Annotated in this window: 18 protein-coding genes and 1 riboswitch; of the genes, 14 read left to right on the top strand and 4 right to left on the bottom strand. The window is 64.9% G+C overall.

Going from position 1 to position 26365, the window contains the following annotated elements:
- Positions 1-196: 196 nt before the first annotated feature.
- Positions 197-661, bottom strand: coding sequence for a Cys-tRNA(Pro) deacylase (ybaK, locus tag G394_RS0109005; protein WP_028577373.1), 465 nt, complete (start codon positions 659-661; stop codon positions 197-199).
- A gap of 87 nt (positions 662-748) precedes the next feature.
- A complete protein-coding gene (ribB, locus tag G394_RS0109000; protein ID WP_028577372.1) occupies positions 749-1405 on the bottom strand; it encodes a 3,4-dihydroxy-2-butanone-4-phosphate synthase in 657 nt (218 codons plus the stop codon).
- A 73-nt stretch (positions 1406-1478) separates the two neighbouring features.
- A riboswitch (FMN riboswitch) is annotated at positions 1479-1627 on the bottom strand.
- A gap of 170 nt (positions 1628-1797) precedes the next feature.
- Here ribB and G394_RS0108995 point away from each other — a divergent pair.
- The 14 genes from G394_RS0108995 to G394_RS0108930 all read left to right on the top strand — a co-directional run bounded on the left by G394_RS0108995 (position 1798) and on the right by G394_RS0108930 (position 24142).
- Positions 1798-2295 (top strand): hypothetical protein, encoded by a 498-nt coding sequence (locus tag G394_RS0108995; RefSeq protein ID WP_028577371.1) that lies wholly within the window; start codon positions 1798-1800, stop codon positions 2293-2295.
- Positions 2296-2489: 194 nt separating this feature from the next.
- Entirely contained in the window at positions 2490-4331 is a 1842-nt protein-coding gene (typA, locus tag G394_RS0108990) for a translational GTPase TypA (protein WP_028577370.1), read from the top strand.
- A 2-nt stretch (positions 4332-4333) separates the two neighbouring features.
- Positions 4334-5716, top strand: a complete 1383-nt coding sequence (locus G394_RS0108985) for an NAD(P)/FAD-dependent oxidoreductase (RefSeq protein WP_028577369.1) — start codon at positions 4334-4336, stop codon at positions 5714-5716.
- A 331-nt stretch (positions 5717-6047) separates the two neighbouring features.
- Positions 6048-6350 carry an STAS domain-containing protein gene (locus tag G394_RS0108980; RefSeq protein ID WP_028577368.1) on the top strand — a complete coding sequence of 101 codons (303 nt, stop codon included), beginning with the start codon at positions 6048-6050 and terminating at the stop codon, positions 6348-6350.
- A 186-nt stretch (positions 6351-6536) separates the two neighbouring features.
- On the top strand, positions 6537-9725 hold the full coding sequence (locus G394_RS0108975; RefSeq protein WP_245578300.1) for a hybrid sensor histidine kinase/response regulator: 3189 nt from the start codon (positions 6537-6539) through the stop codon (positions 9723-9725).
- 39 nt (positions 9726-9764) lie between these two features.
- Positions 9765-11840 carry a methyl-accepting chemotaxis protein gene (locus G394_RS20170; RefSeq protein ID WP_051307080.1) on the top strand — a complete coding sequence of 692 codons (2076 nt, stop codon included), beginning with the start codon at positions 9765-9767 and terminating at the stop codon, positions 11838-11840.
- Positions 11841-11861: 21 nt separating this feature from the next.
- A complete protein-coding gene (locus G394_RS0108965; protein ID WP_028577366.1) occupies positions 11862-12314 on the top strand; it encodes a chemotaxis protein CheW in 453 nt (150 codons plus the stop codon).
- 18 nt (positions 12315-12332) lie between these two features.
- The gene (locus G394_RS0108960) at positions 12333-13412 is read left to right on the top strand and encodes a protein-glutamate methylesterase/protein-glutamine glutaminase (protein ID WP_028577365.1); all 1080 of its coding nucleotides are present in this window, start codon (positions 12333-12335) and stop codon (positions 13410-13412) included.
- 28 nt (positions 13413-13440) lie between these two features.
- Positions 13441-14700: a CheR family methyltransferase gene (locus tag G394_RS18635; RefSeq protein ID WP_084435494.1), complete on the top strand. Its 1260-nt coding sequence runs from the start codon at positions 13441-13443 to the stop codon at positions 14698-14700.
- Between the two features lie 15 nt (positions 14701-14715).
- Positions 14716-15546 (top strand): biotin--[acetyl-CoA-carboxylase] ligase, encoded by an 831-nt coding sequence (locus G394_RS18630; protein ID WP_084435492.1) that lies wholly within the window; start codon positions 14716-14718, stop codon positions 15544-15546.
- Positions 15547-15582: 36 nt separating this feature from the next.
- A complete protein-coding gene (locus tag G394_RS0108945) occupies positions 15583-19272 on the top strand; it encodes a pyruvate carboxylase (RefSeq protein WP_043775269.1) in 3690 nt (1229 codons plus the stop codon).
- Between the two features lie 163 nt (positions 19273-19435).
- Entirely contained in the window at positions 19436-23029 is a 3594-nt protein-coding gene (locus tag G394_RS0108940; RefSeq protein ID WP_028577363.1) for a PEP/pyruvate-binding domain-containing protein, read from the top strand.
- A 32-nt stretch (positions 23030-23061) separates the two neighbouring features.
- Positions 23062-23784, top strand: coding sequence for a M48 family metallopeptidase (locus G394_RS20165; RefSeq protein ID WP_051307078.1), 723 nt, complete (start codon positions 23062-23064; stop codon positions 23782-23784).
- A gap of 31 nt (positions 23785-23815) precedes the next feature.
- Entirely contained in the window at positions 23816-24142 is a 327-nt protein-coding gene (locus G394_RS0108930) for a hypothetical protein (protein WP_028577362.1), read from the top strand.
- A 424-nt stretch (positions 24143-24566) separates the two neighbouring features.
- On the opposite strand, the gene G394_RS0108925 is transcribed toward G394_RS0108930, so the two are convergent.
- Together G394_RS0108925 and G394_RS0108920 are read right to left on the bottom strand one after the other, a co-directional pair.
- Positions 24567-25733: a M20 metallopeptidase family protein gene (locus tag G394_RS0108925; RefSeq protein ID WP_028577361.1), complete on the bottom strand. Its 1167-nt coding sequence runs from the start codon at positions 25731-25733 to the stop codon at positions 24567-24569.
- Positions 25730-26167, bottom strand: a complete 438-nt coding sequence (locus G394_RS0108920) for a GNAT family N-acetyltransferase (protein ID WP_211226244.1) — start codon at positions 26165-26167, stop codon at positions 25730-25732. Before G394_RS0108920 ends, G394_RS0108925 begins: the two co-directional genes overlap by 4 nt.
- Positions 26168-26365 lie beyond the last annotated feature (198 nt).

The following is a 26365-nucleotide window of genomic DNA, read 5'->3' as shown; positions in this document are numbered from 1 at the left end:
GTTTCGTCATGCCGCATCGTGCATGGCGTGGCTCTGTCGGACATGATGATGGTGGAGTCCGTATGGGTGTGGCGGTTCGGCCGATCAGGCCTGATCGGCGTAATGCGGGCCGCGGCTGGTCCATGGCGGTGCGAGACGGCGCGGTTTCGCGCAAATTGGTGCGTGGTACGGCGCCGAAGGCTGAACGCCGTTGGGGTTATTGGCGCAGGTCGGCGAAGGTCCCGCCGGTCAGCCGCGTTAGGTCGGCCGGGGCGAGCTCGATCTCCAGGCCGCGGCGACCGGCGCTGACGTGCATGGTCGGGAGGGATTGGGCCGAGGCGTCGATGAAGGTGCGCAGGCGCTTCTTCTGGCCCAGGGGGCTGACGCCGCCCAGGACGTAGCCCGTGGTCCGCTCGACCAGGGCCTTGTCGGCCATGGCCGCCTTCTTGGACCCGGCGGCCTTGGCCAGGTTCTTGAGGCCGAGCATGGCTTCCACGGGGATGATTGCCACGACGAGTTCGCCGCCGAGGTCCGCGACCAGGGTCTTGAAGACCCGCGCGGGATCGATGTTCAGCTTTTCCGCGGCTTCCAGGCCGTAGGAGGCGCAGGCCGGGTCGTGCGCGTACTCGTGGACGGTGAAGGCGATTTTCGCTTTCTTGGCGGCGTTGATGGCGGGAGTCATGGCAGTTCGCGTACAGAGCGGCCGGTCAAAAGTCCAGGCCGGTCATGAGCGCCGCGGAGCGCCGACGAGGGCTCCGCGGCGGTTGGGTCAGACGGCGGCCCGGGCCGCGTCCTGGATGTATTCCTTGAGATCGTCGATGGTCACCACCGGCAGGTCGTGACGCCGCCCGAACTCCCGGATCTGGGGCATGCGGGCCATGGTCCCGTCCTCGTTGGTCAGTTCGCACAGCACGCCGAAGGGCTTGAGGCCCGCCAGGCGCATGAGGTCCACCGTGGCTTCGGTGTGTCCCTCGCGCTCCAGCACTCCGCCCGGTCTGGCCCGCAGTGGGAAGATGTGGCCTGGGCGGTTCAGGTCGCCCGGCCGGGCATCGTCGGCGATGGCGGCCTGGACCGTGCGCACGCGGTCGGCGGCGGACACGCCCGTGGTCACGCCCTCGGCGGCTTCGATGGAGACAGTGAAGGCCGTCTGGTACCGGCTGGAGTTGTCGCCGACCATGGGGGGCAGATCCAGGGCCCGGACCTTTTCGTCGGGCAGGCAGAGGCAGACGATGCCGCTGCACTCGCGGATGAGCATGGCCATCTGGGAGGTGGTCAGGGACTCGGCCGCGAAGATGAGGTCGCCCTCGTTTTCGCGGTTCTCGTTGTCCGTGACCAGCACACCCCGGCCTGCGCGCAGGGCCTGGAGGGCCCGCGCCACGCGGTCGCGGGAGGGGGTGCCGTCGATAGTGGGGGAGGTCTGATTCACGTTGCTCTCCTTGGAAATTGGGCGTGAACCAGGGCGCGGCCGGAAAGAACCGCCCGCGCACGCGGACGGCGGCCATCTTTCTCTTTCATCCGGACTGTAACCGTCGGCTCCGGCTTCTCACCGGATCTGCTGACCTCCCGGACCTCCGGGAGCGCTCGCGGGCTCCCCGCGCGCACGCGGGACACCGCCGGTGGGGACTTCCACCCCGCCCTGAGAAGCGCGCATCATGCGTGCGGACGGTCCCTCTGTCAACGTCCGGAAGCCCTCGGGAGGAAGGTTGAACTCAGGCGTTGCCTCCCGGAAGGGAAGGGGGTAGGGTCCTCGTACATGCTTTCGCCACAAGGTCATGCCTTGTGGCTTTTTTTTCCACACCGCATCTCAAAGGATATGTCATGAGCGAGAATCAGATACAGGCCGGGAGTTCCGTCGAATCACTCTGCAAGAAATGCAAGACCGTCACTGACCACCACGTGGTGGCCATGCTGGGCGACAAGATCGCCAAGGTCGAGTGCAAGGTTTGCCGCGCCCGCCATTCCTACACCTCCCCCAAGGCCGAGGCCAAGGCTCCCGCCGCGTCGCGGGTGCGGAGCGCCGCCACGGGGATCGTCAAGGAAACCCCCCAGGCGGCTGCGCCCAAGGCCGCGAGCCCGCGCAAGACCAGCGCTGCGGCAAGCCGGCAGGCCCAGGCCCAGGCCGAACAGTGGGAGAAGCTGGTGGGGTCGTGCCCCTCGCCCCTGGCCTACAGCATGGACCGCACCTTCCGCACCGGCGACGTCATCGACCATCCCGTCTTCGGGTCCGGCTACGTGCAGAAGTTGATGAAGCCAAACACCATCGAGGTCATGTTCAAGGATGCCGTGCGCAACCTGCGTTGCGGCAAGCTTTCGTAGGTCTTCGCGGAGTTTCCGCAGCCCGGCTCCCCCGGCCGCCAGTCGGTCCGGCCGAACCCGCCCTTGCCCGTTTTCCCATCTTGACGGCGCACGAAAACTGCGCGTAGTGGAAAAATAGTGTCGTGCGTCGTGTGCATGGCGCAGCATCGGCTTCGCTCAGGGAGCCGTTTTTTATGTCCCCAAGAGGAAAGAGAATGCCCAATACGCAGAAGAACGACCGCATCAGAAACATCGCCATCATCGCCCACGTCGACCATGGCAAGACCACCCTGGTGGACGCCATGTTCCGCCAGTCCGGAGTGTTCCGGGACAACCAGTCCGTTGACGATCGCGTCATGGACTCCATGGACCTCGAACGCGAGCGCGGCATCACCATCGCCGCCAAGAACTGCTCCGTGCGCTGGAAGGACGTGAAGATCAACATCGTCGACACTCCCGGCCACGCCGATTTCGGCGGGGAAGTGGAGCGGGCCCTGTCCATGGTCGATGGCGCGGTCCTGCTGGTGGACGCCTCCGAGGGGCCGCTGCCCCAGACCCGCTTCGTGCTGAAGAAGGCCCTGGACGCCAGCCTGCCGATCATCGTCGCGGTCAACAAGATCGACCGCGCCGACGCCCGGCCCCAGGAAGTGCTGGACGAGGTCTACGACCTGTTCATCGACCTCGGCGCCGACGAGGACCAGCTCGAATTTCCGGTGGTCTACGCCATCGGCCGCGACGGAGTGGCTTCCCCGGTTCTGGAGGAGCGCGGCGAGAACCTGCAGTGCCTCTTCGACCTGATCCTGGAACGCATCCCCGGGCCCAGCTTCGATCCGGCAGCGCCCTTCCAGATGCTCGTCTCCGATCTGGGCTACTCCGACTACCTGGGCCGACTGGTCATCGGCAAGATCAAGGCCGGCACCCTGGAGGAGAAGACGGACCTCCTGTGCATGACCGAAGCGAACCAGACCGCCTTCCGGCCTTCCAAGGTTCAGGCCTACGAAGGCTTGCAGCTGGCCGAACAGAAGTCCGTGGCGATGGGTGACATCGTGGTCCTTGCGGGTCTGGACAAGGTATCCATCGGCGACACCATCTGCCTCAAGGACTCCCCCGTGCGCCTGAAGCGCATCGACGTGGACGAGCCCACGGTGTCCATGCGCTTCACCATCAATACCTCGCCCTTCGCCGGCCGCGAGGGCAAGATCGTGCAGTCCCGCAAGATCAAGGACCGCCTGGAGAAGGAGGCCCTGACCAACGTGGCCATCCAGGTCGAGGAGAGCGAGGACAAGGACTCCATGATCGTCAAGGGCCGCGGCGAGTTCCAGCTGGCCATCATCATCGAGACCATGCGCCGCGAGGGCTTCGAGCTGGGCGTGGGCCGGCCCGAGGTCATCTACAAGAAGGACGGCGGCAAGCTTCTGGAGCCCCTGGAGCACGTCTACGTGGACTGCGACGAGGCCTTCATGGGTGTAGTCACGGAGAAGCTGTCCATCCGCCGTGGCAAGCTCCTGAACCTGGTCAACAACGGCAGCGGCCGCGTGCGCATGGAGTTCTCCGTGCCTTCCCGCGCGCTGATCGGCTACCGCGACGAGTTCCTGACCGACACCAAGGGCACGGGCATCATGAACTCCCTCTTCGACGGCTACGGTGAGTACCGCGGGGACTTCCCGACCCGCTTCTCGGGCTCCATCGTCTCGGACCGCCAGGGCCAGGCCGTGCCCTACGCCATCTTCAACCTCGAGCCGCGCGGCCGCATGTTCGTCCAGCCCAACGACGCGGTCTACGAAGGCATGATCGTCGGCGAGCACAACAGGGACAACGACATCGACGTCAACCCCTGCAAGGAGAAGAAGCTGACCAACCTCCGCGCTTCGGGCAAGGACGAGGCCATCATCCTCACGCCGGTGCTGCCCATGACCCTGGAGAAGGCTTTGAACTTCATCCGCGACGACGAGATGGTCGAGGTCACGCCCCAGAACATCCGCCTGCGCAAGGTCGAGCTCTCGGCCCAGAAACGGCACTCCATGTCCGTGAAAAAGAAGAAGGTCGACGGGAAATAGCCATGAACAAAGTCCATGACGTCATCATCGTCGGCGGCGGCCCCGCCGGCCTGTTCGCCGCCTACCACCTGGCCGAGCATTCAGGCCTGGACGTGCTCCTCATCGAGAAGGGGAAGGCGTCCCTGAAGCGCAACTGCCCCTTGGTGGGCGAGCAGGACTGCATCCACTGCAAGCCCTGCAACATCCTTTCGGGCATGGGTGGGGCGGGGCTCTTTTCCGACGGCAAGCTCAATTTCATCCATAAGCTCGGCAAGACCGACCTGACCCAGTTCATGAGCGTGGGCAAGGCCACGGCGCTCATTGAGGAGACCGAAGCCATCTTCAACCGCTTCGGCATGGACGGCAAGGTCTACCCGACCAACATCGAGGAGGCCAGGTCCATCCGCAAGGAGGCCCGCAAGTTCGGCATCGACCTGCTGGTCATCAAGCAGAAGCACCTCGGCAGCGACAACCTGCCCGGCCACATCACCGGCATGGTCGAGTACATCCAGTCCAAGGGCGTGACCGTGCGCACCAGGGAGGAGGTCCGCGACATCCTGGTCGAGGACGGCCGCGTGCGCGGGGTGGTCACGGACAAGGGCGAGCACCGCGCCGAAAACGTCATCCTGGCCCCGGGCCGGGTGGGCGCCGAGTGGGTCGGACAGCTCGTGCAGCGCCACGGCCTGGCCGTGACCCAGCGCGGCATCGAGGTCGGCGTGCGCGTCGAGGTCCACAACGAGATCATGCAGGACCTGTGCTCCATCATCTACGACCCGACCTTCTTCATCCGCACCTCCAAGTACGACGACCTGACCCGCACCTTCTGCACCAACTACGGCGGGTTCATCGCCCAGGAGAACTACCAGGACTTCGTCTGCGTCAACGGCCACGCCTACATGGACAAGAAGAGCGAGAACACCAACTTCGCCTTCCTGTCCAAGGTGGTCCTGAACGAACCGGTAACGGACAACCAGGCCTACGGCGAGTCCATCGGCCGCCTGGCGACCCTCATCGGCGGCGGCAAGCCCATCCTGCAGCGCTTCGGCGACCTGAAGCGCGGCCGGCGCTCCACCTGGAACCGCATCCGCAACAGCTACATCGAGCCGACGCTCAAAAAGGTGGTCTGCGGCGACATCGCCATGGCCCTGCCCGAGCGCATCCTGACCAACCTGGTCGAGGGTCTGGAGAAGCTCAACCTCGTGGTGCCAGGCGTGGCCAACGACGAGACCCTTCTCTACGCCCCGGAGATCAAGTTCTTCGCCACCCAGGTCGACTGCGCCGAGAACCTGGAAACGGCCATCGCTGGGCTCTACGTGGCCGGTGACGGGCCGGGCGTGGCCGGGAACATCGTTTCGGCGGCGGCCACGGGGCTCATCCCCGCCAAGAGCATCCTGGCCGGGAAGTAGCGCTCCCGGTGGTACGGGCTGAAAATGGCGATGACGGGCGTTTCCGACGGCATGACGGGATCGCCCGTTTTTTTTCGATGGGGGAAGACGCCTGCTCCGCGGCCGAAAGGTGCAAACAAGATTTTGCTTTATTTCCGGACAATAAAGAGTGTAGGGTGGTATTGTCTGACAGCCACGTACGCATTCCAGCCGGCCCTGTTGTTCGCCGGATGTGGCATCTCTAGCGCAACACTCGCATTTTGTTGCAAAAATATGCCGCTCGTGTAAATTGATATCCTCGGCGGCTGCGTGTAGGACACAGAAAACTCGGATTTTTTCATCAGGAGAGGCCATGTCCACAATTACCCGTGAAGGAAGCACCGTGACGATCATCCCGGACCGGGACCTCGTGTCCACGATGGTGCCGGATTTCAAGCACGAACTGAGCACCGTGCTCGACGAGTCCCCCCAGGTTCTCCGGCTGGACCTGTCCGGCACGACCATGATGGATTCCATCGGCATCGGCGTGGTCATCGCCACGCACAATTCCATGAAGAAGAAGGGCGGCCGGCTCGTCATCAGCGGGGCTTCAGAAAATATCGTGAAGCTGTTCAAGTCCATGCGCCTTGACCAGCATCTCAATCTCGGCGCGTAGCCGACGGTTCCGCTTCCTCTCCCGGCGTTCAGGCCGCAGGGGGCGGAGGGTTTGTTTCGGATGGGTTCTTCGGGCGGACGACGCCTGGGACGTCTGCATGGATGCATGAAGGTTGCCGCGGCGGAAGCCCCAACATGAAATCTACACGGAGTTCGCACGATGATGATGGATGACGAAACTCTACAAATGTACGTGGAAGAAGCCACCGAGCATCTCGGGGACATCGAGAACGATCTCTTGGCCATCGAGCAGTCCGGGGCCGACATCGATGTCGAACTGGTCAATAAAGTCTTCCGCGCAGCGCACTCCATCAAGGGTGGGGCCGGATTTCTGGGGCTGGTCAAGATCAAGGACCTGGGCCACAAGATCGAGAACGTGCTGGACATGGTGCGCAACCGCGAACTCGTGCCCGACCCGGAAGTGGTCAATATAGTCCTGCTGGCCTTCGACAAGCTCCGGGACATGATCGTCAACGTGGCCGAGAGCGAGGACGCCTACATCGACGACCATATCGCGGCCCTGACGGCGGCCACCTCGGCCAACCTCAAGGGCCATGAGAAGGCCTCCGTCGACCGCCGGGTGGAGATCAAGGACGGCCGCGGCAGGGTCGTCTTCGAGGTTCCGGAGTTCGACCTGCTGCAGAACCGCAAGGGCGGGAAGAATCTCTACCTGCTGGAGTTCGACCTCATCCATGACGTGCAGCGCAAGGAAAAGACCATTTTCGATATCCTCAAGTGCATGGACTCCACGGGCGTCGTGCTGGACCTGAAGGTCGACTTCGAGGCCGTCGGGACCCTGGAGGACGACGGCTTCTCCAACCGCATTCCGCTTTTCGTCCTCTTCGGCTCCATCATCGAGGACGACATCATGCCGGCCCTGCTGGACCTCGCCAGCGAGTTCATCCTGCCCCTGAAGTTCGAGCCGTCTTCGGTCCCGGCGCCCGAGGCCGATTTCGCCAGGGAGTTGCTGGAGTCGACTCCGGCGGCGCCTGAAGAGGACAGGACCGACTCCCTGGTTTCGGAAATCTTCAACGGCGTGAACCTGGCCGAAGCCCTGGGCGGAGCAGGCGCCGCCGAAGCGCCGCCGGCACCGAAGGCCGGCCCGGCGTCGCCGCCGGAGCCGAAGCCCGAGCCGAAACCCGAGCCGAAACCGGAGCCGAAACCGGAGCCGCGCCCCGCTCCCGAGGATGACCGCAAGGGCGACGCCAAGGCCTCCAAATCAGCCATCACCCAGCCCGACACCCTGCGCGTGCACGTGAGCCTCCTGGAGGACCTCATGAACCTGGCCGGCGAGCTGGTCTTGAGCCGCAACCAGCTCATGCAGGCCATCTCCTCGGCCGCCCTGCACCAGATCGAGGTGGCCGGGCAGCGTATCGACCTGGTCACGTCCGAGCTGCAGGAAACCATCATGCTGACCCGCATGCAGACCGTGGGCAACATCTTCAACAAGTTTCCGCGCGTGGTCCGCGACCTGGCCCGCAACCTGGGCAAGGAGATCGACCTGCAGCTCGAAGGCAACGACGTCGAGCTGGACAAGACCATCATCGAGGGCCTGGGCGACCCCCTGACCCACTTGGTGCGAAACTCAGCGGACCATGGCATCGAGCCGCCGGACGAGCGCGTACTGGCCGGCAAGCCGGCCATGGGCACCATCGTCCTCAAGGCCTATCACGAGGCCGGGCAGGTCATCATCGAGATCGTCGACGACGGCCGGGGCCTGAACACGGACAAGATCGTGGAAAAGGCCCTCTCGCGCGGGCTCATCTCGCCCGACCAGGCCAAGTCCATGTCCGACAAGGACAAGGCCAACCTCATATTCCTGCCGGGCCTGTCCACGGCCGAGCAGGTCACGGACGTGTCGGGCCGAGGCGTGGGCATGGACGTGGTCAAGTCCAACCTCGACCAGCTCGGCGGCCAGGTGGACATCGAGACGGCCCGCGGCAAGGGCACGACCATCCGCATCAAGCTGCCCCTGACCCTGGCCATCATCCCGAGCCTGCTGGTTTCGGTGGGCCAGGAACGCTACGCCATCCCGCAGGTCAACGTGGACGAGCTGCTGCGCATCCCCGTGGACCAGATCACGGAGCGGATCGAGATGGTCGGCGACGCCGAGGTCCTGCTCCTGCGCGGCGAACTCATCCCGATGCTCTATCTTTCCAACGTGCTCGGGCTCGACGGTTCGGCCTGCACCACCTCGTCCATGGTCGGCGAACTCCTGCGCGGCGGGAAGAACGCCAGCCAGATGCAGGAATCGGGTTGCACCATGGCCGACGTGAATCTGGTCGTGGTCTCGGCCGGGCAGTTCCGTTACGGCCTGGTGGTGGACCAGCTCCACGACTCCGTGGAGATCGTGGTCAAGCCGCTGGGGCGGCATTTCAAGGAATGTCAGGGCTACGCCGGCGCGACCATCATGGGCGACGGCCATGTGGCCCTCATCCTCGACGTGGCGGGCCTGGGCCGCCTGGGCGACCTGAGCCTGACGGGCGTGCGCGAGCGCGGCGCCCTGGCCGCCAAGGAAGCCGAGACGGTCAAGACCCAGGACAAGCTGTCCCTCTTCGTCTTCCGCAACACGCCCGAGGAGTACTGCGCCGTGCCGCTCGATCTCGTGGCCCGCGTCGAACTCATCGACGCCGGCGAGATCGAGGAGGTCGGAGGCCGCAGGGTCATCAAGTACCGCGGCGGCACGCTGCCCGTCTTCTCCCTGGACCAGGCCACCACGGTCCAGCACCTCGACCTGACGGGCGAACTCATCGTCATCGTCTTCCTCATGGCCGGCCACGAGATCGGTCTCCTGGCCAAGCCGCCTGTGGACGCCATCGAGACCGAGGTGACCGTCGACACCTTCACCCTGAAGCAGTCCGGCATCAGCGGTTCCGCCGTCATCGGCGAGAACACGACGCTCATCGTCGACATCTACGAACTGATCCAGTCGGTCCAGCCAGATTGGTTCGCCGTGCGCGGCAGCATCGAGGTGGCCGACGACGCCGGGGAGGTGGGCGTGCCGCACCTGCTCCTGGTCGAGGATTCGGACTTCTTCCGCAACCAGGTCCGCAAGTTCATCGAGGACGACGGCTACACCGTGGACACGGCCGAGGACGGGCTGGTGGCCTGGAGCATGCTCGACGCCGAACCGCAGAAGTACGACCTGGTCGTGACGGACATCGAGATGCCCAACATGGACGGCTTCACCCTGGCCCAGACCATCCGCCAGGACAAGCGCTTCTCGCTCACGCCCATCATCGCCCTGACCTCCCTGGCCGGCGACGAGGACGTGGCCCGGGGCAAGGCCGTGGGCATCGACGACTACCAGGTCAAGCTCGACAAGGAGCGGCTCCTGCAGACAATCTACGAATGGCTGAAACGGTACGCTTCCTGATAACGAATTCCCATTGCGCATACGGACCGGAGTTTCGATTTGAAGAACATCAAGCTGAGCTACAAGCTGATCGGAGGGTTCGTCATCACGACAATCATCACCCTTGTCGTGGGTTTCCAGGACAGGGTGGCCCTCAATGCCCTTGAATCCGACCTGAAGCTGCTCGCCGACGAGGAGATGGCGGCAGTGCAGACCGTCCTCGAGATCGAGAACCTGCAGCAACGCATTCGCAGCAATATGAACCTGATGCTTGGCCAGGTCATGACGCCCGGTGAGCGGCAGGACGCCGCAGGCCGGATTGCCGCGCGCCAGGGCGAAGTGCGCGCCTCGCTGGCGAAGCTCAAGGACATTCCCGACCTCGGGGCGGAGATCCAGAAGGCTGACGAAATCCGCGGGACCATAGCTGACCTGGAAAAGGCCCTGGACGCCTGGAGCGCCGCCACGGGCAAAATACTCGCAATTTCCTCGGAGTTGGTGGACAAGGACGTGGTCAGGCCGGACGCCCTGGTTGCGGACGTGCAGACCCTGACCGCCTGGCACCACGAACTGATGAACAAGGTTGCGGCCCTGGTCCTCTACGGCAAGGCGTTCGAGGGCGGTGAGAGTGGGGACGCCTGCCCCCTGGGGCGCTGGCTGCAGACGTTCTCAACCCGGAACAAGGACGTGTCGGGGCTCATCGACCGGCTCAAGCCGGTGCATGACGAACTGCACAAATCCGTGGCGCAGATCAAGGAGTACGCCTCGTACGGCGATCTCCTCGAAGCCAGGAGGGAATACGACAGCCGGACCATTCCGAGCGCCCAGGAGCTTTTTGCCGCCTTTTCCGAATTGCTGAACGTTTCGGCTCGGGCTCAGAGCAACTTCCATGAGATGGAGAGGCTTTTCGAGGAAGAGGAGGTTCAGGCCCGCGACGGCGTGCAGAAACACCTCGACGAGCTGATGTCCCGCGCGAAAACCAGCGCTGGCTCGCACGTGACTTCGGCCGAGGCGAATGCCGACGCGGTCAAGTTGCTTTCCCTGCTGATGGTCTGCGTCGGCGCGGCCCTTGGCCTGGGTATCGGCGTCATTCTGACCCGGGCCATCACCGGCCCCCTGTTCAAGGGCGTGGCCCTGGCCCAGGCCATGGCCGATGGCGACCTGACCCGGACCATGGACGTCAGGCAGAAGGACGAGATCGGCGTCCTGGCGGAGGCCCTGAACGAGATGGTTCAGCGTCTGCGGGCCATGCTGGGGGAGGTGTCCCATGAGGTCACGTCCCTGTCCATGGCGTCGTCCTCCCTGTCCGGCGTATCCGACCAGATGGCGGGCGGGGCCACGCACACGGTGCAGCGCGCCCAGCAGGTGGCTGCGGCGGCCGAGGAGATGAGCGTCAACCAGAACTCCGTGGCCGCGGCCATGGGGCAGGCCGCGACCAACGTCAACACCGTGGCGGCCGCCGCGGAGGAGATGAGCGCGACCATCGGCGAGATCGCCTCCAACTCGGCCAAGGCCAAGAGCATCACCGACCAGGCCGTGGCCCGCGCGGGCCAGGCCTCGGCCAAGGTGCAGGACCTGGGATCCGCGGCCCGCGAGATCGGCAAGGTCACCGAAACCATCACGGCCATTTCGTCCCAGACAAATCTTCTGGCCCTCAACGCGACCATCGAGGCGGCCAGGGCGGGCGAGGCCGGCCGGGGCTTCGCCGTGGTCGCCAACGAGATCAAGGAACTGGCGCAGCAGACGGCCCAGGCCACGGAGGAGATCCGGGAAAGGATTCTGGCCATCCAGGACGCCACGGATAACACGGTCACGGAGATCGACGGCATTTCCGCAGTCATCGCAGACGTCGACCATATCGTGGCCACCATCGCGGCGGCGGTGGAGGAGCAGAGTTCCACGACCCGCGAGATCGCGGCCAATGTCGGGCAGGCCTCACAGGGCATCGCCGAGGTCAACGCCAACGTGTCCCAGAGTTCCGTCGTGGCCGGAGAGATCGCCACGGACATCTCCGACGTTTCCGGCCAGGCCGACGACCTTCTGGCCTCAAGCGAGCAGGTCAGGAAAAGCGCCACGGGCCTGTCCGCCACGGCGGCGAAACTGCATAACCTTGTGTCCCGCTTCACCCTGAACGCTTAGGGCGTTCCAAAGGAGAATCGCATGAAACAGCAGGCCGAAAAGACGGGTCCCCTGCAGCTGTCCTGCTTCTACGTGGGCTCGGCCCTGTGCGGGATCGACATCAATCTCATCCAGGAAATGAACCGGCAGATGGAGATGACCAAGGTGCCCCAGGCGCCGTCCTATGTGCTCGGGATCATGAACTTGCGCGGCCGCATCGTGACCATCATCGACCTCGGCCGCAAGCTGGGCCTGGCGCCGTCGAAGATGACCGAAACCAGCCGCATCATCATCGTCAATTCCCGCGACGAGAACATCGGCCTGCTGGTGGACCGCATCACCGACGTGGTCACCGACAAGTGGGAGCATGTGGAGCCGACCCCCTCGAACATCAAGGGGCTCAAGGGCCGCTACTTCCAGGGCGTGCTCAAGACGGCCAGGGACCTCGTGGCGGTCTTGGATGTCGGGGAAGTGCTGGCCGACGATCAGGGCTGACATCTTTAAGGAGTATGGATGAAGCTTCGTGTTCTGGTCGTCGATGACACGATCATGTACCGCAAGGTGGTGGGGGACATCCTGGCCGAGATGCCGGGAGTCGAGGTTGTGGGCACGGCCAACAACGGTCGGATCGCTCTGACCCGCATTGCGTCCCTCAAGCCAGACCTCATCACCCTCGACGTGGAGATGCCGGTCATGGACGGCCTGGAGACCCTGCAGGAGATCCAGAAGAGCCACCCGGACGTGGGCGCGATCATGCTCTCGTCCTGGACCAAGCGGGGCAGCGACATCACCATGAAGGCCCTGGAGCTGGGCGCCTTCGATTTCATCCCCAAGCCCGACGCCGAGGCCATGCAGGCCAACGTGCAACTGCTCAAAGGAGCACTGCTGCCGCGCATCAAGGCCTTCGCCAAACGACTGGAACTGAAGCTCCTGCTCAAGCAGACGGTCCGGCCCTCGGGCGCCGCGTCGCCCGCCGCGCCGAAGCCCGTCGTGACCACGGCCGCGCCGTCCAGGCGCACGGGCAAGTCCAAGGCCGTGGCCATCGGCATCTCCACAGGCGGCCCCAACGCCCTGACCAAGATGCTGCCGCAGCTGCCAAGGCTCGGCGTGCCCATCTTCGTCGTCCAGCACATGCCGCCGGTCTTCACCAAGTCCCTGGCCGAGAGCCTGGACGCCAAGTGCCAGTACGAGGTGCGGGAGGCCGAGCACAACGAGACCGTCCGCCCCGACGTGATCTACATCGCCCCGGGCGGGAAGCACATGCGCGTGGCGGCGGGGCAGGGCGGGACCAAGGTCATCCAGATCACCGACGACCCGCCCGAGAACAACTGCAAGCCGGCCGTGGACTACATGTTCCGCTCCGTGGCCCGCGAGTACGGAGCCCTGTCCACGGGTGTGATCATGACCGGCATGGGCGGCGACGGGACGCTTGGCCTTCGGGTGCTGAAGAGCTTCGGCGCCGTGACCATCGGCCAGGACGAGGAGTCATGCGTGGTCTACGGCATGCCCAAGATGGCGGCGGAAGCCGGGGTCGTGGACGTGGTCGCCCCCCTGCAGTCCATCGCCTCCGAGATCGTGCGCACCGTGCGCTAGAAGCGTGCATTTCAACCATGGCGGCAACATGAGTTCCATCACCGCAGAAGAATTCGGCCTGTTGTCCAAGTACATCCACTCCATCTGCGGCGTGGCCCTGGACTCGACCAAGACATACCTGATCGAGACGCGGCTCAAGTCCATGATGCAGCAGTACGCCTGCGCCTCCTTCATGGACCTCTACAACAAGGTGAAGTCCGACCGCAGCGGGAACATGGAGAAGGAGGTCGTCAACGCCATTACGACCAACGAGACCCTTTTCTTTCGCGACGCTTCGCCCTTCGAGCTGTTCAAACACAAGATCCTGCCCGACCTCATCGACGTCCGCTCCAAGGCCAACCCCGGCCGCCCCGTGCCCATCCGCATCTGGAGCGCGGCCTGCTCCACCGGGCAGGAGGTCTACAGCATCGCCATCGCTCTGCGCGAGGCCCTGGGCAACCTGAACAACTTCCAGATCTCCATCCTCGGCACGGACATCTCCGACGAGGCCGTGACCCGCGCCAGCTACGGCAAGTACAACAAGTTCGAGATCGAGCGCGGCCTCCCGGCCCAGACCCTGAACCGCTATTTCACCCTCATGGGCGACGGCTGGAAGATCAAGGACGAGATCCGGGCCATGGCCGTGTTCAAGAAGTTCAACCTGATGAAGCCCTTCACGGGCCTTGGCCGCTTCGACGTGGTCTTCTGCCGCAACGTGGCCATCTATTTCACGCCCATGGACAAGAAGCTGGTCTTCGAGAAGATCGCCGGGGTGCTGGAGCCCGACGGCTCCCTCGTCATCGGATCTACGGAGTCCCTGACGGGAGTGACCGAGGCTTTCGAGGCGAGACGCTACATGCGCGCCATCTTCTACCAGCCGGCCGGAGCCCCGGCGGGCAGGTTCGTCGCGGGCGCCCAGCCGCCATCCCCGACCTTCGTTCCGCGTCCGGTTCCCACGACTCCTCCTGCGCCTCCCGCGGTTCCGGCCCGTCCCATGGGACCGCCCAGGGCCGCGACAGTGGCGGCCCCCGTGGCCCCGCGGCCCGCGCCGACTCCCCCGACGCCGGCCATGGCCCCGCGCCCAGAACCGCTGCGTCCGCCTGCGCCCGCGGCGCATGTGGCGGTCGCCCCCGCGGCCATGACCGCGGAGACGTTCCAGGAACCCGAAACCGGGACCCTGGCGGAATCCGCCCCGGCCGCCCCGCGCCGCGCGCCGGTCCGCACCCAGCCCGTCCAGGTCTACCGGGCTGGGGACAAGTCCGACCTCAAACGTCTGCTCATGCAGAAAAAGCAGAAGGCCTCGTCCTAGGATTCCTGCGCGTCCATGCCCATCCTCTGGTCCCCCGAGATTCCCTGCGTGACGGAAGCGTTTTCCGCACGGCATCCTGATGCGCCCCAACTCCTCAGTGAGGGTGAGATCTCTTCGTCGCCGCCGGACGAACGATTCTGGCTCTGCGGGCCGTGCTCATCCGTGCTCGACGTGGCCATGCATCTGGCCCGCCGCGGCGAACTGGACGTCTGGGACTCGGTCCTGGCCTCGCGCCAGTGGTCGGGCCGCGGCCAGCTGCGCCGCAACTGGGTCTCGGAGCCGGGCAACCTCTTCGCGGCCTGGCGCCTGCCCGCCTCCCCGGAGCCGTGGCAGAACATGGTTTCCGTCCTCACGGGCTGGGTCCTGTGTCTGGGCCTGGCCGAACTCGGGGTGCCCGTGCGGCTCAAATGGCCGAACGATATTCTGCTGCACGGCCGCAAGGTCGGCGGCATCCTCATCGAGGAGCGGGGGGACGTGCTCCTGGCCGGCATCGGCCTCAATCTCGCCACGTGCCCGGACGACGGGGCCATGCGGCGCGACCGGGCCTGCGAGGCCGCCGTCCTGGGGAGCCTGACGGCAGGGATGTCCATTTTTGGGCTGTGGTTACGTCTTGTGAATTTTGGACGGGTTCGGTACAGTCGTGAACTTTCTGATTCGACTCCTCTGGAGTTTTCCCAGTCAGTTGAGAGGGTTCTGGCCTATCTCGGGGCCGTGGTGCACGTGTCCGACAATCGATCATCGGTTCGCGGCGTGTTCACGGGAGTGAGCCCGGATGGGGGCATTGTCCTCGACTCGCAGGAAGGGCGGCGGACGTTGCATTCGGGTTCGCTGCGGCCGCAGGAGTGATCAAAAAAAGCAAATTCCATGTGCACGGAGAAAGATATGTCTTTGCATCCCCGCAGTTTTGAAGCGATTGCCCGGGAGATCCGGGGCAAGAAGATCCTTGTGGCCAACCGCGGCATTCCGGCCCGGCGCATCGTCCGCTCCATCAAGGAAGTGTTCCAGGCCGTACCCATGATCACGGCCACGGACGTGGACAAGACCGCGCCCTTCACCGCCGGCGCCCAGGAGCTTCTGCATCTCGGGGAGAACCCGAGGGCCTATCTGGACATCGACAAGATCATCGCCATGGCCAAGGCGCGCGGCGTCGCGGCCATCCACCCCGGCTGGGGCTTTGCCTCCGAGGACGACTCCTTCCCCTCCAAGTGCGCCGAGGCGGGTGTCCTCTTCATCGGACCCACGTCCGAGGCCATGCGTCTGCTGGGCAACAAGGTGCAGGTCCGCACCCTGGCCCAGAAGCTGGGCATCCCGGTCGTGCCGGGCTCCGAAGGGGCCGTGTCCGTGGAGGAGGCCAAGAAGGTCGCCGGGGAGATCGGGCTGCCGGTCATGCTCAAGGCCGAGGGCGGCGGCGGTGGACGCGGCATCTACGAAGTCTTCAGCGAGGACCAGCTGGCCGACGCCTTCGTCAAGGCCTCGACCCTGGCCCAGGCGTCCTTCGGCAACCCGCGCCTCTATGTCGAGCGGTTGCTGACCTCCGTGCGCCACATCGAGATCCAGGTCATTGCCGACAAGTACGGCAACGTCTTTGCCTTCGACGAGCGCGATTGCACGGTGCAGCGCAACCACCAGAAGCTCGTCGAGATCACGCCTTCCCCGTGGACGGGCATGACCCAGGAACTGCGCGACCAGCTCAAGGCCTACTCGCGCCAGCTGGTGCAGGCCGTGGGCTACCACTCCCTGTGCACGGTGGAGTTCCTGGTGGACGCCAAGGGCGAGGCCTACCTCATCGAGGTCAACACCCGCCTGCAGGTCGAGCACGGCATCACCGAGTGCCGCTACGGCATCGACCTGGTCGAGGAACAGATCGCCGTGGCCTTCGGGGCCGAGCTGCGCCTGACCGACGAGAACTGCACCCCGAAAAGCCACGCCATCCAGGTTCGCGTGAACTGCGAGGACCCGCAGAACAATTTTTCGCCCAATGCGGGCCGCATCACGCGCTACATGTCGCCGGGCGGACCCGGCGTGCGCGTGGACTCCTGCGTGTGCGGCGGCTACGAGTTCCCGGCCCAGTATGACTCGGCCGCGTCCCTCCTGATCGCCTACGGCCCGCAGTGGAACAAGGTCCTGGGCATCATGGAGCGGGCCCTGGGCGAATACATCATCGGCGGCATCAAGACGACCATCCCGTTCCACCGCCAGATCATCGCCCACCCGCGCTTCCGCAGCGGCGACTACGACACCAAGTTCGTGGCCAGCGCGCCCGAGCTCATGGTCTACCTGGACAAGGAGTCCGAGGCCGTGCGCCTGTCGCGCCTGGTGGCGGAGATTTCGGCCCACGGGTACAACCCGCACGTCAAGCTCGGCGAGTACCGCACGCGCGAGGGCAAGCGCATGGACCCCTTCAAGCCGTCCCTGCCGGCCATCGAGCCCGAATACTATGAGTATCCGTACCCGCGCGGCGACCGCGACGCCATCCTCTCGTACATCCGCGATTCCGACCATGTGCACTTCACGGACACGACGACGCGCGACATCACCCAGTCCAACTCGGGCAACCGCTTCCGCCTGGCCGAGGACCGCATCATCGGGCCCTACCTCGACAACTGCGGGTTCTTCTCCCTGGAGAACGGCGGCGGGGCGCACTTCCACGTGGCCATGCTCGCGAACATGACCTACCCCTTCTCCGAAGCCCGCGAGTGGAACGAGTTCGCGCCCAAGACCCTGAAGCAGCTCCTCATCCGCTCGACCAACGTGCTGGGCTACAAGCCGGTGCCGCGTAACATCATGCGCCGCACGGGCGAGATGATCTGCGAGCACTACGACGTGGTGCGCTGCTTCGATTTCCTCAATCACATCGAGAACATGCGGCCCTTCGCCGAAGTGGCGCTCAATTCCAAGGCCAATATCTGGGAACCTGCCATCTCCCTGTCCTGGGCCAAGGGCTTCGACGTGCCGCACTACCTGGGCGTGGTGCAGGAGATCATCGACATGAACGCCCAGGTTCTGGGCTGCTCCAAGAAGCAGGTGGAGAAGAAGTTCATCCTGGGCCTCAAGGACATGGCCGGCGTGTGCCCGCCCATATTCATGACCGAACTGGTCACGGCCATCCGCAAGGCCTACCCCGACCTGCTCGTCCACTACCATCGCCACTACACCGACGGTCTGTTCGTGCCGGCGGTGGCGGCGGCGGCCAAGGCCGGGGCGCACATCGTGGACACGGCCATCGGCGCGTCCGTGCGCTGGTACGGCCAGGGCGAGGTGCTGTCCACAGCGGCCTACATCGAGGAACTGGGCCTCAAGACCAACCTGAACAAGGAAATGATCCGCACCACGGGCTTCGTGCTCAAGCAGATCATGCCCTACTACGACCGCTATACGGCCCCGCACTTCCAGGGCATCGACTACGACGTCATCGAGCACGGCATGCCCGGCGGCGCGACGTCGTCCTCGCAGGAAGGGGCCATGAAGCAGGGCTACATCCACCTGCTGCCATACATGCTCAAGTTCCTGGCCGGCATCCGCAAGATCGTGCGCTACCACGACGTGACGCCGGGTTCGCAGATCACCTGGAACACGGCCTTCCTGGCCGTGACCGGCGCCTACAAGCGCGGCGGACGCAGAGGGCTGCGCAAGCTCCTGTCCGTCCTGGACCAGGTCGTGACCATGCCCGAGGAGAGCCTGCCCGAGGATATCCGGGCCGAGCGCCTGAAGATCTACCAGGACGCCAACGACGCCTTCCGCGACCTGCTCCTGGGCAAGTTCGGCCGCCTGCCCCTGGGCTTCCCGCCGGACTGGGTCTACGAATCGGCCTTCGGCTCCGATTGGCAGGAAGCCATCGAGCGGCGCACCGAATGCTCCCCGCTGTCCACCCTGCTGGATGTCGATGTTGCCAAGGAGCAGCAGAGCCTGGCCGAGCACATCGGCCGCATGCCAACGGAAGAGGAACTGCTCATGTACCTGAGCCAGCCCGGCGACGCCCTGAACACCATCAAGTTCGTGGCCCGCTACGGGGACTGCAACCGGGTGCCCCTCAATGTCTGGTTCGAAGGCGTCCGCGCCGGCGAGGAGTTCATGTTCAAGGACTCCAGCGGCAAGCACCACGTCATGGCCATGCAGCACGTCTCCAGGCCCGATGATCACGGCATGAGCCTGGTCTCCTACACTCTCGACTCGGAATCCTTCAGCCAGCAGGTCAAGGTGGCCGAGGCGGTGGGGCAGGCCGAGACGGGTCTGGAGATGGTCGACCCGCGCGACCCGTACCAGGTGGGTTCGCCGTCCAGCGGCGACCTCTGGGTGGTGCACGTCAAGCCCGGCGACATGGTCAAAAAGGGCGAGGAACTCTTCAACATCTCCATCATGAAGCAGGAGAAGTCCGTGCTCGCGCCGGTGGACGGCATGGTCGAGCGGGTGCTCAAGTTCGCCGACTACCAGGAGGACAAGAAAATGGTCCCGGTCAAGGAAGGGGAACTGCTGGTCAAGCTCGTGCCCGCCCCCCGCAAGTGCCCGACCTGCTCCGCGCCGGTCACCAGGGACGACTTCAAGTTCTGTCCGGGGTGTGGACAAAAGGTGTAAGACAGGCCTTCGGGCCTGTCCTTTTGCTGTCAAGAACTTTTGTATATCATTTTTTCGTGTCATGAGGGGTCGGCGTTGTTGACGAGCCGTCATGTCGGCTGTACCCCATGCCCAGTTTTTTGCGGGCTTGAATGTGATCGAATCGCGCACGAAGGAGGCGAAGATGGCTGAGAGCGAGAAGAAGGGTTCCAAGAAGAAAGCCGATGCGTCGGATACTGGCACGCCGACCGCGGAGCAGTTGGAGCTGATTCAGAAGCAGCTCATCCTGACCGGCAAGGACATCGTGACCATTGGCGAGGAGGCGGAGCTTCTGGTCGGCGGCAAGAACTACAACACCGCCATCATCAGCACCATCGAAGGTATCCGCGCCCCGCAGTTCAGGGCCGTTTCCTCCATCGCCTTCCATAAGCTCCTCGACGAGACCAAGGTCAACGCCGCCCTGGTTCGCAGCACCGTGGACAGGGCCTACGATACCACTGACTGGAGCGACGCCGAGATCAACAAGGACTCCGAGTTCCTCCAGAAGTTCGTCCGCAAGATCGCCCTCGACGTGAAGGAAGCCGCCAAGAAGCAGGAAGGCACCCTCATCCGCCTGCGCACCTTCATCAACAACGTCGTCGAAGGCTTCGCCGTTTCCCCCGAGGGCATCGACCAGCTGCGCAAGCGCTCGGTCCTCGTGCAGGTCGCCATCCTGTCCGTGGATCTGCCCAAGGACGTGGCCGACGCCGTGCGTGGCGCCTACCTCGACATCTGCAAGGAAGCGGGCCTGGAGAACGAGCCCGTGGCCGTGCGTTCCTCGGCCGCCGGCGAGGACAGCCGCAAGAAGGCCTTCGCCGGCCTGCAGGACACCTACCTCAATATCGTGGGCGAGAATTACGTGGTCCAGGCCTATCACTGGGACTGCGCCTCGGCCTACAACCTGCGCTCCATGACCTACCGCCGTGAGGCCATCCTCGACGCCGTGGCCAAGGCCGAGCAGACCGGTGACGACTCCATCGCCATCAAGGCCAAGCAGGAATGGGCCATCGAGAACACGTCCCTGTCCGTGTGCATCATGCGCATGATCAACCCGGTCATCTCGGGCACAGCCTTCTCGGCCGACACGTCCACGGGCTGCCGCGGCACCTCCCGCAAGGACCTCGTGTCCATCGACGCCAGCTACGGCCTGGGCGAAGCCGTGGTCAGCGGCCTGGTCACGCCCGACAAATTCTATGTCTTCCAGCGTGAGGACGGTCAGGAGATCGTCATTCGCTACATGGGCTGCAAGGACAAGCGCATCGTCTACAAGGAGTCCGGACGCGGCACCAAGGTCGAGACCGTGCCCGAGGACATGGCCTACCGCTGGTCCCTGTCTCTGGCCCAGGCAGAATCCGTGGCCAAGGGCGTGCGCTGCATCAGCAAGGGCTACGGCGGCATGATCATGGACTCGGAGTTCTGCATCGACCAGTGGGACCGCCTGTGGTTCGTGCAGGCCCGCCCCGAGACCCGCTGGAACGAAGAGCTGGATCATCACCCGCACACGATTTTCATGCGCCGCAAGGAAGTGGACCCCGAGGCCGCCAAGTACGCAGAAGTGCTCCTTGAGGGCAACGGCGCGTCCCGCGGCGCCGGCCAGGGCCAGGTGCGCTACCTGCGTTCGGCCCTGGAACTGAACAAGATCAACAAGGGCAATGTCCTGGCGGCCGAGCGCACTGACCCGGACATGGTGCCGGGCATGCGCATCGCCTCGGCCATCATGGCCGACGCCGGCGGCGACACCAGCCACGCTGCCATCACCTCCCGCGAACTGGGCATCCCGGCCGTCATCGGCATCAAGCGCTTGGAGAAGCTGCGCACCCTGGACGGTCAGGACGTGACCGTGGACGGCTCCCGCGGCAAGGTCTACCGCGGTCTGTTGCCACTCGTTGACGTGGGCGGCGAGATCGACGTGAGCCAGCTGCCGGACACCAAGACCAAGGTCGGCCTCATCCTGGCCGACGTGGGGCAGTCGCTCTTCCTGTCGCGCCTGCGCGACGTCCCCGATTTCGAGGTGGGCCTGCTGCGCGCCGAGTTCATGCTCGGCAACATCGGCGTCCACCCCCTGGCCCTGGAGGCCTATGACCTGGGCACCCTGGAGACCGTGGTCACCGAGAAGCTGACGGTCCTCGAGAACGACCTGACCAAGATCGTGTCCGAGCAGATGGCCGCCGGCATCATTTCCCTGGACATCAAGCTGCGCAGCTACGTGGGCATCGTCACGGGCCTGGGCCGCAAGATGGAGGAGTTGACCGAGCGCGAAGGCGCCAAGGGCACCGACGAGGTTCTGGCCATCCACCGCCAGCTGCGCGAACTGGACAAGAAGCTCGACGAGCACTTGGAGTTCGCCACACAGCGCTTTGAAGTCTTGAAGACCTCCCACAACCTGCGCGACCATGTGGCCGTCATCATGGGCTACGCCGACGAGCTGGAGAACCTTGGCGCGGACCCGCAGTCCCAGCGCCGCCGCCACGAGCTCCAGGACGCCATCTCCCGTGACGTGGCCCGCATCGAGAAGGATCCGGTCATCGTCTCCATCCTGGAGAAGATCGCCGCCATGCGTGAGGACGTGGCCAAAAAGGTCGGCCTGCAGCAGGAAATGGACACGGTCCGCACCCTGCCGGAGAAGATCCGCGAAATCCTCAAGGCCCGCGGTTACCGCAGCGGCAAGGAGCTGTACATCCAGTCCCTGGCCCAGGGCCTGGCTCTCTTCGCCATGGCCTTCCACGGCAAGACCATCGTCTACCGCACCACGGACTACAAGACCAACGAATACCGCAACCTCCTGGGCGGCCTCCTGTTCGAAGGACACGAGGACAACCCCATGCTCGGCTACCGCGGCGTGTCGCGCAACATCCACGACTGGGAGCTGGAGTCCTTCAAGCTGGCCCGCGGCGCCTTTGGCGGCGTGAATCTGCACCTCATGCTGCCCTTCGTGCGCACCCTCGAAGAGGCCCGCTCCATGAAGCGCTACCTCCAGCAGGTGCACCACATCCAGTCCGGAGACTCGGGCCTGAAGATCATCCTCATGTCCGAGATCCCGAGCAACGCCGTGCTGGCCAAGGAATTCATCAAGGAGTTCGACGGGTTCTCCATCGGCTCCAATGACATGACCCAGTTGGTACTCGGCACCGACCGTGACAACGCCCGCCTGCGCCACATCTACGACGAGGAGGACCCGGCGGTGGTCTGGGCCATCCTGACGACCATCTTCACGGGCCAGAAGTTCCGCAAGAAGGTCGGCTTCTGCGGCCAGGGCGTGTCCAACTCCAAGATCATCCGCGGCCTGGTGTGCATCGCCGGCATCGTCTCGGCCTCGGTCGTGCCGGACACCTACCAGCAGACCAAGTTCGACATCGCCGAGGTCGAGTCCGAGAACATCCCGCTTTCTGGCCTGGGCGCGTGGCTCACGGAACAGCACCTGGAGCGTCTGCATATGCTCCTGGCTGAGAACCGCTACGAGCACATCCTCAAGAAGAACACCTCCGGACCGGACCTCATGGACTGGTACGAAGGCGAGCTGGCCCGCCTGCACGAGCAGCTGCAGTCCAACCTCGGTGCAGCCAAGGAGGATTTCTACCGGCAGGAGCTGGCCACCTTCCGCAGCATCTTCCACAAGCCGGTCATCTACGCCAACTGGGACTGGCAGACCACGGTCAGGGATGCCCTGCATCAGGCCGGGTTTGCAGATTTCGCGGAGCAGGAAAAAGCTCTGGCGGAGCAGCGGACCAAAACCTGGTAAGCGAGGGCGGCGAAAGCCGCCCTTTTTCATCCATGCAGTGGAATTCCATCCCCGTCACCGTGACCCGCAACCCCAGGGCGCGCAAAGTCTGGCTCAAGATGCGCTCCTGTCGGGGGATCGAGGTCGTTCTGCCGTACAGGGTTTCGACGTCCGAAGTGCCGTCCATCCTTGAACGGCACAAGTCCTGGCTCATGGAGCGCCTGGCCGACCTCGAAACCAGGGGCCAGGCGCCGGGGCAGAACCCTTTGCCGGATGCCGTCACTCTCGCGTTCCTGAACCGGGAATATTTCGTTGCCTACGGCGAGGCCGTCCGGCCTGAACTGCATGTCGCGGAAACGCAGCTTCGCGTGCTGCTGCCCGGCGGCGAGACCGGCGCCGGGGCGCTCTTGCTGCAGATGTGGCTGGCCGATCTGGGAAAGTGCCATCTCGTCCCGTTCTGCCGGGAGGTTGCGCAGCTGCACGGGGTGTCCATCTCGAGCGTCCGGGTGCGCAACCAGGCCGGCCGCTGGGGCAGCTGTTCGGCGAGGGGCGGCATCAGCCTCAACGCCAAGCTTCTTTTTCTGCCCCGGCCCCTGGCGCGCAACGTCGTGCTCCACGAGCTCTGCCATGTGGCGTACCGCAACCACGGGCCGGCCTTCAAGGCCGCCCTGCGGGAATTGGATCCGCTGACGGACGAACATGAGGCGCGGATCAGGACAGCCTGGGAGGAACTGCCGGCCTGGACCAAATGGCGCAGGAAGGACGTGGGCGCGTGAACGCCCTGCAATGACCGGAAAGGGAGGGACTATGAGAAAGATGGTATTCGCTCTGTTACTTGCCGGCCTTTTCGGCTGCACGCAGGAAGCCCAGAACCAGCTGGGACGCTCCATCCAGAACTGGACCGGGACCAACGGAGTCCTGGAGGTGTTCTCCGGGGAAAAGCTCGTCCACCGTTTCATCAAGATCGACAAGCTGTCCACGGCCTACGGCACCGCGGACCGCCAGGCCAGGGGCTACCGCTTCGGCTACGGCGTGGCCGACACGGATTTTGACGGTAAGGTCGGACCGGGTGAGAAGAAGGTGTACTTCGAGGTCGCTGAGTTTGCGACATACGTGTTTTACGAGCAGCCCTGACCGGGAGGTTCGGCTGTCCGGTTGAGCTTCCGGCGGTCTAAGTTAAAGAACGAAGAACGGGGTGCGTGGCGGGGCGGGCGCGTGTCGGGCGGTCTCTGCCGAGGCCCGTCGAAACTTCCTCGCGGGCCTCGTACGGCGGAAACGTCGCGTGCCGGCGCGGCAGGCCCGGGCGGTGCGTTTGGCGACGTTTACGCCAACGATGCCTGGCTCAGTCGGACAGTCGACGGCCCTCGGCAGAAACCGCCCGACACGCTTGGGGCTGGACTTTGAGCGGGAGAATGGAAAGCCAGGGAACGTTTTCAGACCTCTGGTTGGCCTCTCTTTTGGGGTCCTCCTGTGGATTTCTGCCGCATTTTTTTGTGTCATTCCCGCGAAGGCGGGAATCCATGATTTTCGACCTGTAGCGGAAGGGGAAGCGCGCGGCTCACCCCCGATCCAGGGCCAGGGCCGCCAGGGCCGTAACGCCCCAGGGCAAGCAGTCCTCGTCCAGGCAGAAGCACGAGCTGTGCAGCCCGCCCCGGCCGTCGGCGGCGCAGGGGCCGCAGCCCATGAAGACGAAGCAGCCCGGCACCTTCTGCTGGTACTGCGAGAAATCTTCTCCGGCCATGACCGGATCGATGTTCCCCTCTACCATTTCCGACATCTCCCCGAGAACCCGTGCGGCTTTCGCCGCGGCTGCAGAATCGTTGACGACCACGGGGAAGCCCCGCAGGTAGTCGAAGTCGGCCTGCACGCCCATGCCTGCGGCCACGGCGTCCGTCATGGCGCGCATGGCCCCTTCGATCATGTCGCCCGTCGACGCCGAGAGCGTGCGCACCGTGCCCTGCAGGAAGGCCATGTCCGGGATGATGTTGTAGCCCGTGCCGGCGTCGAGGCGCGTCACGCTGAGCACGGCCCGTTCGCCCGGGGGCACCCGGCGCGAGACGATGGTATTGAGCTGGGTCACCAGGTGGCAGGCGGCCAGGACCGGGTCGACGCACTGGTGCGGGGCCGAGGCGTGGCCGCCCTTGCCCCGCAGGGTCACGCCGAAGACGTCTGGCCGGGCCATGAGGGGGCCGGGGCGGGTGCCGAACCAGCCCGTGGGCCTGCCCGGCCAGACGTGCAGGCCGTAGACCTCGCTCACGCCGTCCAGGCACCCGGCCTCGACCATGAATTTCGCCCCGCCGGGCTGGTTCTCCTCGTTGGGCTGGAAAAGGAAGCGCACGCCCGTCGGCAGCCTGTCCCGCAGGTCCGTAAGCAGGGCGGCCGCGCCCAGGAGCATGGCCGTGTGCGCGTCGTGGCCGCAGACGTGGGCCTGCCCAAGGATCTGCGAGGCGAAGTCGAGCCCGGTCTCCTCCTGCACGGGCAGGGCGTCCATGTCGGCCCGCAGGGCGATCATGCCGCCCGAGGCTTCGTCCGGTCCGTGCAGATCTGCCACGATGCCTCCGCCGACGTTCTCCCGGACGTCCAGGCCGAGCCTGTTCAGTTCACGCAGGACCAGGGCCTTGGTTCGGGGAAGGTCCACGCCGATCTCGGGATGCCGGTGCAGCTCGCGCCGGATGGCGCGCACGTGGTCGAGGCGCTGCCTGCTCTGGTTCAGTATGCTCTTCATCGTCCGCCTCCAGCCGTCATCCGGGACACGACCCCGATGTCCGCGCGCCAGTTCCACCCGATCCGCTCCCAGAATTTCCGCCCGTCCTCGTTGTCCGTGAAGAGGAAGGCGTGGGCCTTGTCCAGCCCTGCTTCGGCCAGGGCGCCCAGGGCGCTGTCGATCAGCATGCGGCCGATGCCTCCGCGCCTGTAATCTTCGTGCACGCACAGATGATGCAGGTAGCCGCGCCGGCCGTCGTGCCCGGCCAGGACCGTACCTGTCAGGACTTCGCCGGACCAGGCGCACTGGCTCAGGCCCGGATTGCGCAGCAGGTAGTCGCGCATGCACTCGGGCCCGTCGGCGGCGGACAGGCCGATGCCCGGCGTGTCCTGCCACAGGGCCAGGGCGGCGGGGTAGTCGTTCATGGTCATGGTGGCGATGCGCGGTGCGGTCATGCTGCGATCCTTGGGATGACGTTGCAAAAAATCGGGACCATGGCATTGTGCGTGCTTTGCGTTCCGGGATCAAGGGGGGCGGGCCGGATTCCATGCCGATGGGGCGGGGCATTGTCATTCCGGCGCCATTCCAGTACGTAAGCGGATGTTTGCACACGCCTTCGACAACCAACTCCGCAGCCCATGGAGGCAGACCAT

The sequence above is a fragment of the Desulfomicrobium escambiense DSM 10707 genome (genome assembly GCF_000428825.1).
Classification (GTDB): Bacteria; Desulfobacterota; Desulfovibrionia; order Desulfovibrionales; family Desulfomicrobiaceae; genus Desulfomicrobium; species Desulfomicrobium escambiense.
Note: the sequence above shows the minus strand (reverse complement) of the source record. Positions and strands in the feature narration are given on the sequence as shown.

Excerpts from the sequence above, each read along its gene's own strand:
- ybaK (WP_028577373.1), bottom strand. The coding sequence starts at position 661 with ATGACTCCCGCCATCAACGCCGCCAAGAAAGCGAAAATCGCCTTCACC.
- G394_RS0108995 (WP_028577371.1), top strand. The coding sequence starts at position 1,798 with ATGAGCGAGAATCAGATACAGGCCGGGAGTTCCGTCGAATCACTCTGC.
- typA (WP_028577370.1), top strand. The coding sequence starts at position 2,490 with ATGCCCAATACGCAGAAGAACGACCGCATCAGAAACATCGCCATCATC.
- G394_RS0108985 (WP_028577369.1), top strand. The coding sequence starts at position 4,334 with ATGAACAAAGTCCATGACGTCATCATCGTCGGCGGCGGCCCCGCCGGC.
- G394_RS0108980 (WP_028577368.1), top strand. The coding sequence starts at position 6,048 with ATGTCCACAATTACCCGTGAAGGAAGCACCGTGACGATCATCCCGGAC.
- G394_RS0108975 (WP_245578300.1), top strand. The coding sequence starts at position 6,537 with ATGTACGTGGAAGAAGCCACCGAGCATCTCGGGGACATCGAGAACGAT.
- G394_RS0108965 (WP_028577366.1), top strand. The coding sequence starts at position 11,862 with ATGAAACAGCAGGCCGAAAAGACGGGTCCCCTGCAGCTGTCCTGCTTC.
- G394_RS0108960 (WP_028577365.1), top strand. The coding sequence starts at position 12,333 with ATGAAGCTTCGTGTTCTGGTCGTCGATGACACGATCATGTACCGCAAG.
- G394_RS18635 (WP_084435494.1), top strand. The coding sequence starts at position 13,441 with ATGAGTTCCATCACCGCAGAAGAATTCGGCCTGTTGTCCAAGTACATC.
- G394_RS18630 (WP_084435492.1), top strand. The coding sequence starts at position 14,716 with ATGCCCATCCTCTGGTCCCCCGAGATTCCCTGCGTGACGGAAGCGTTT.
- G394_RS0108945 (WP_043775269.1), top strand. The coding sequence starts at position 15,583 with ATGTCTTTGCATCCCCGCAGTTTTGAAGCGATTGCCCGGGAGATCCGG.
- G394_RS0108940 (WP_028577363.1), top strand. The coding sequence starts at position 19,436 with ATGGCTGAGAGCGAGAAGAAGGGTTCCAAGAAGAAAGCCGATGCGTCG.
- G394_RS20165 (WP_051307078.1), top strand. The coding sequence starts at position 23,062 with ATGCAGTGGAATTCCATCCCCGTCACCGTGACCCGCAACCCCAGGGCG.
- G394_RS0108930 (WP_028577362.1), top strand. The coding sequence starts at position 23,816 with ATGAGAAAGATGGTATTCGCTCTGTTACTTGCCGGCCTTTTCGGCTGC.
- G394_RS0108925 (WP_028577361.1), bottom strand. The coding sequence starts at position 25,733 with ATGAAGAGCATACTGAACCAGAGCAGGCAGCGCCTCGACCACGTGCGC.
- G394_RS0108920 (WP_211226244.1), bottom strand. The coding sequence starts at position 26,167 with ATGACCGCACCGCGCATCGCCACCATGACCATGAACGACTACCCCGCC.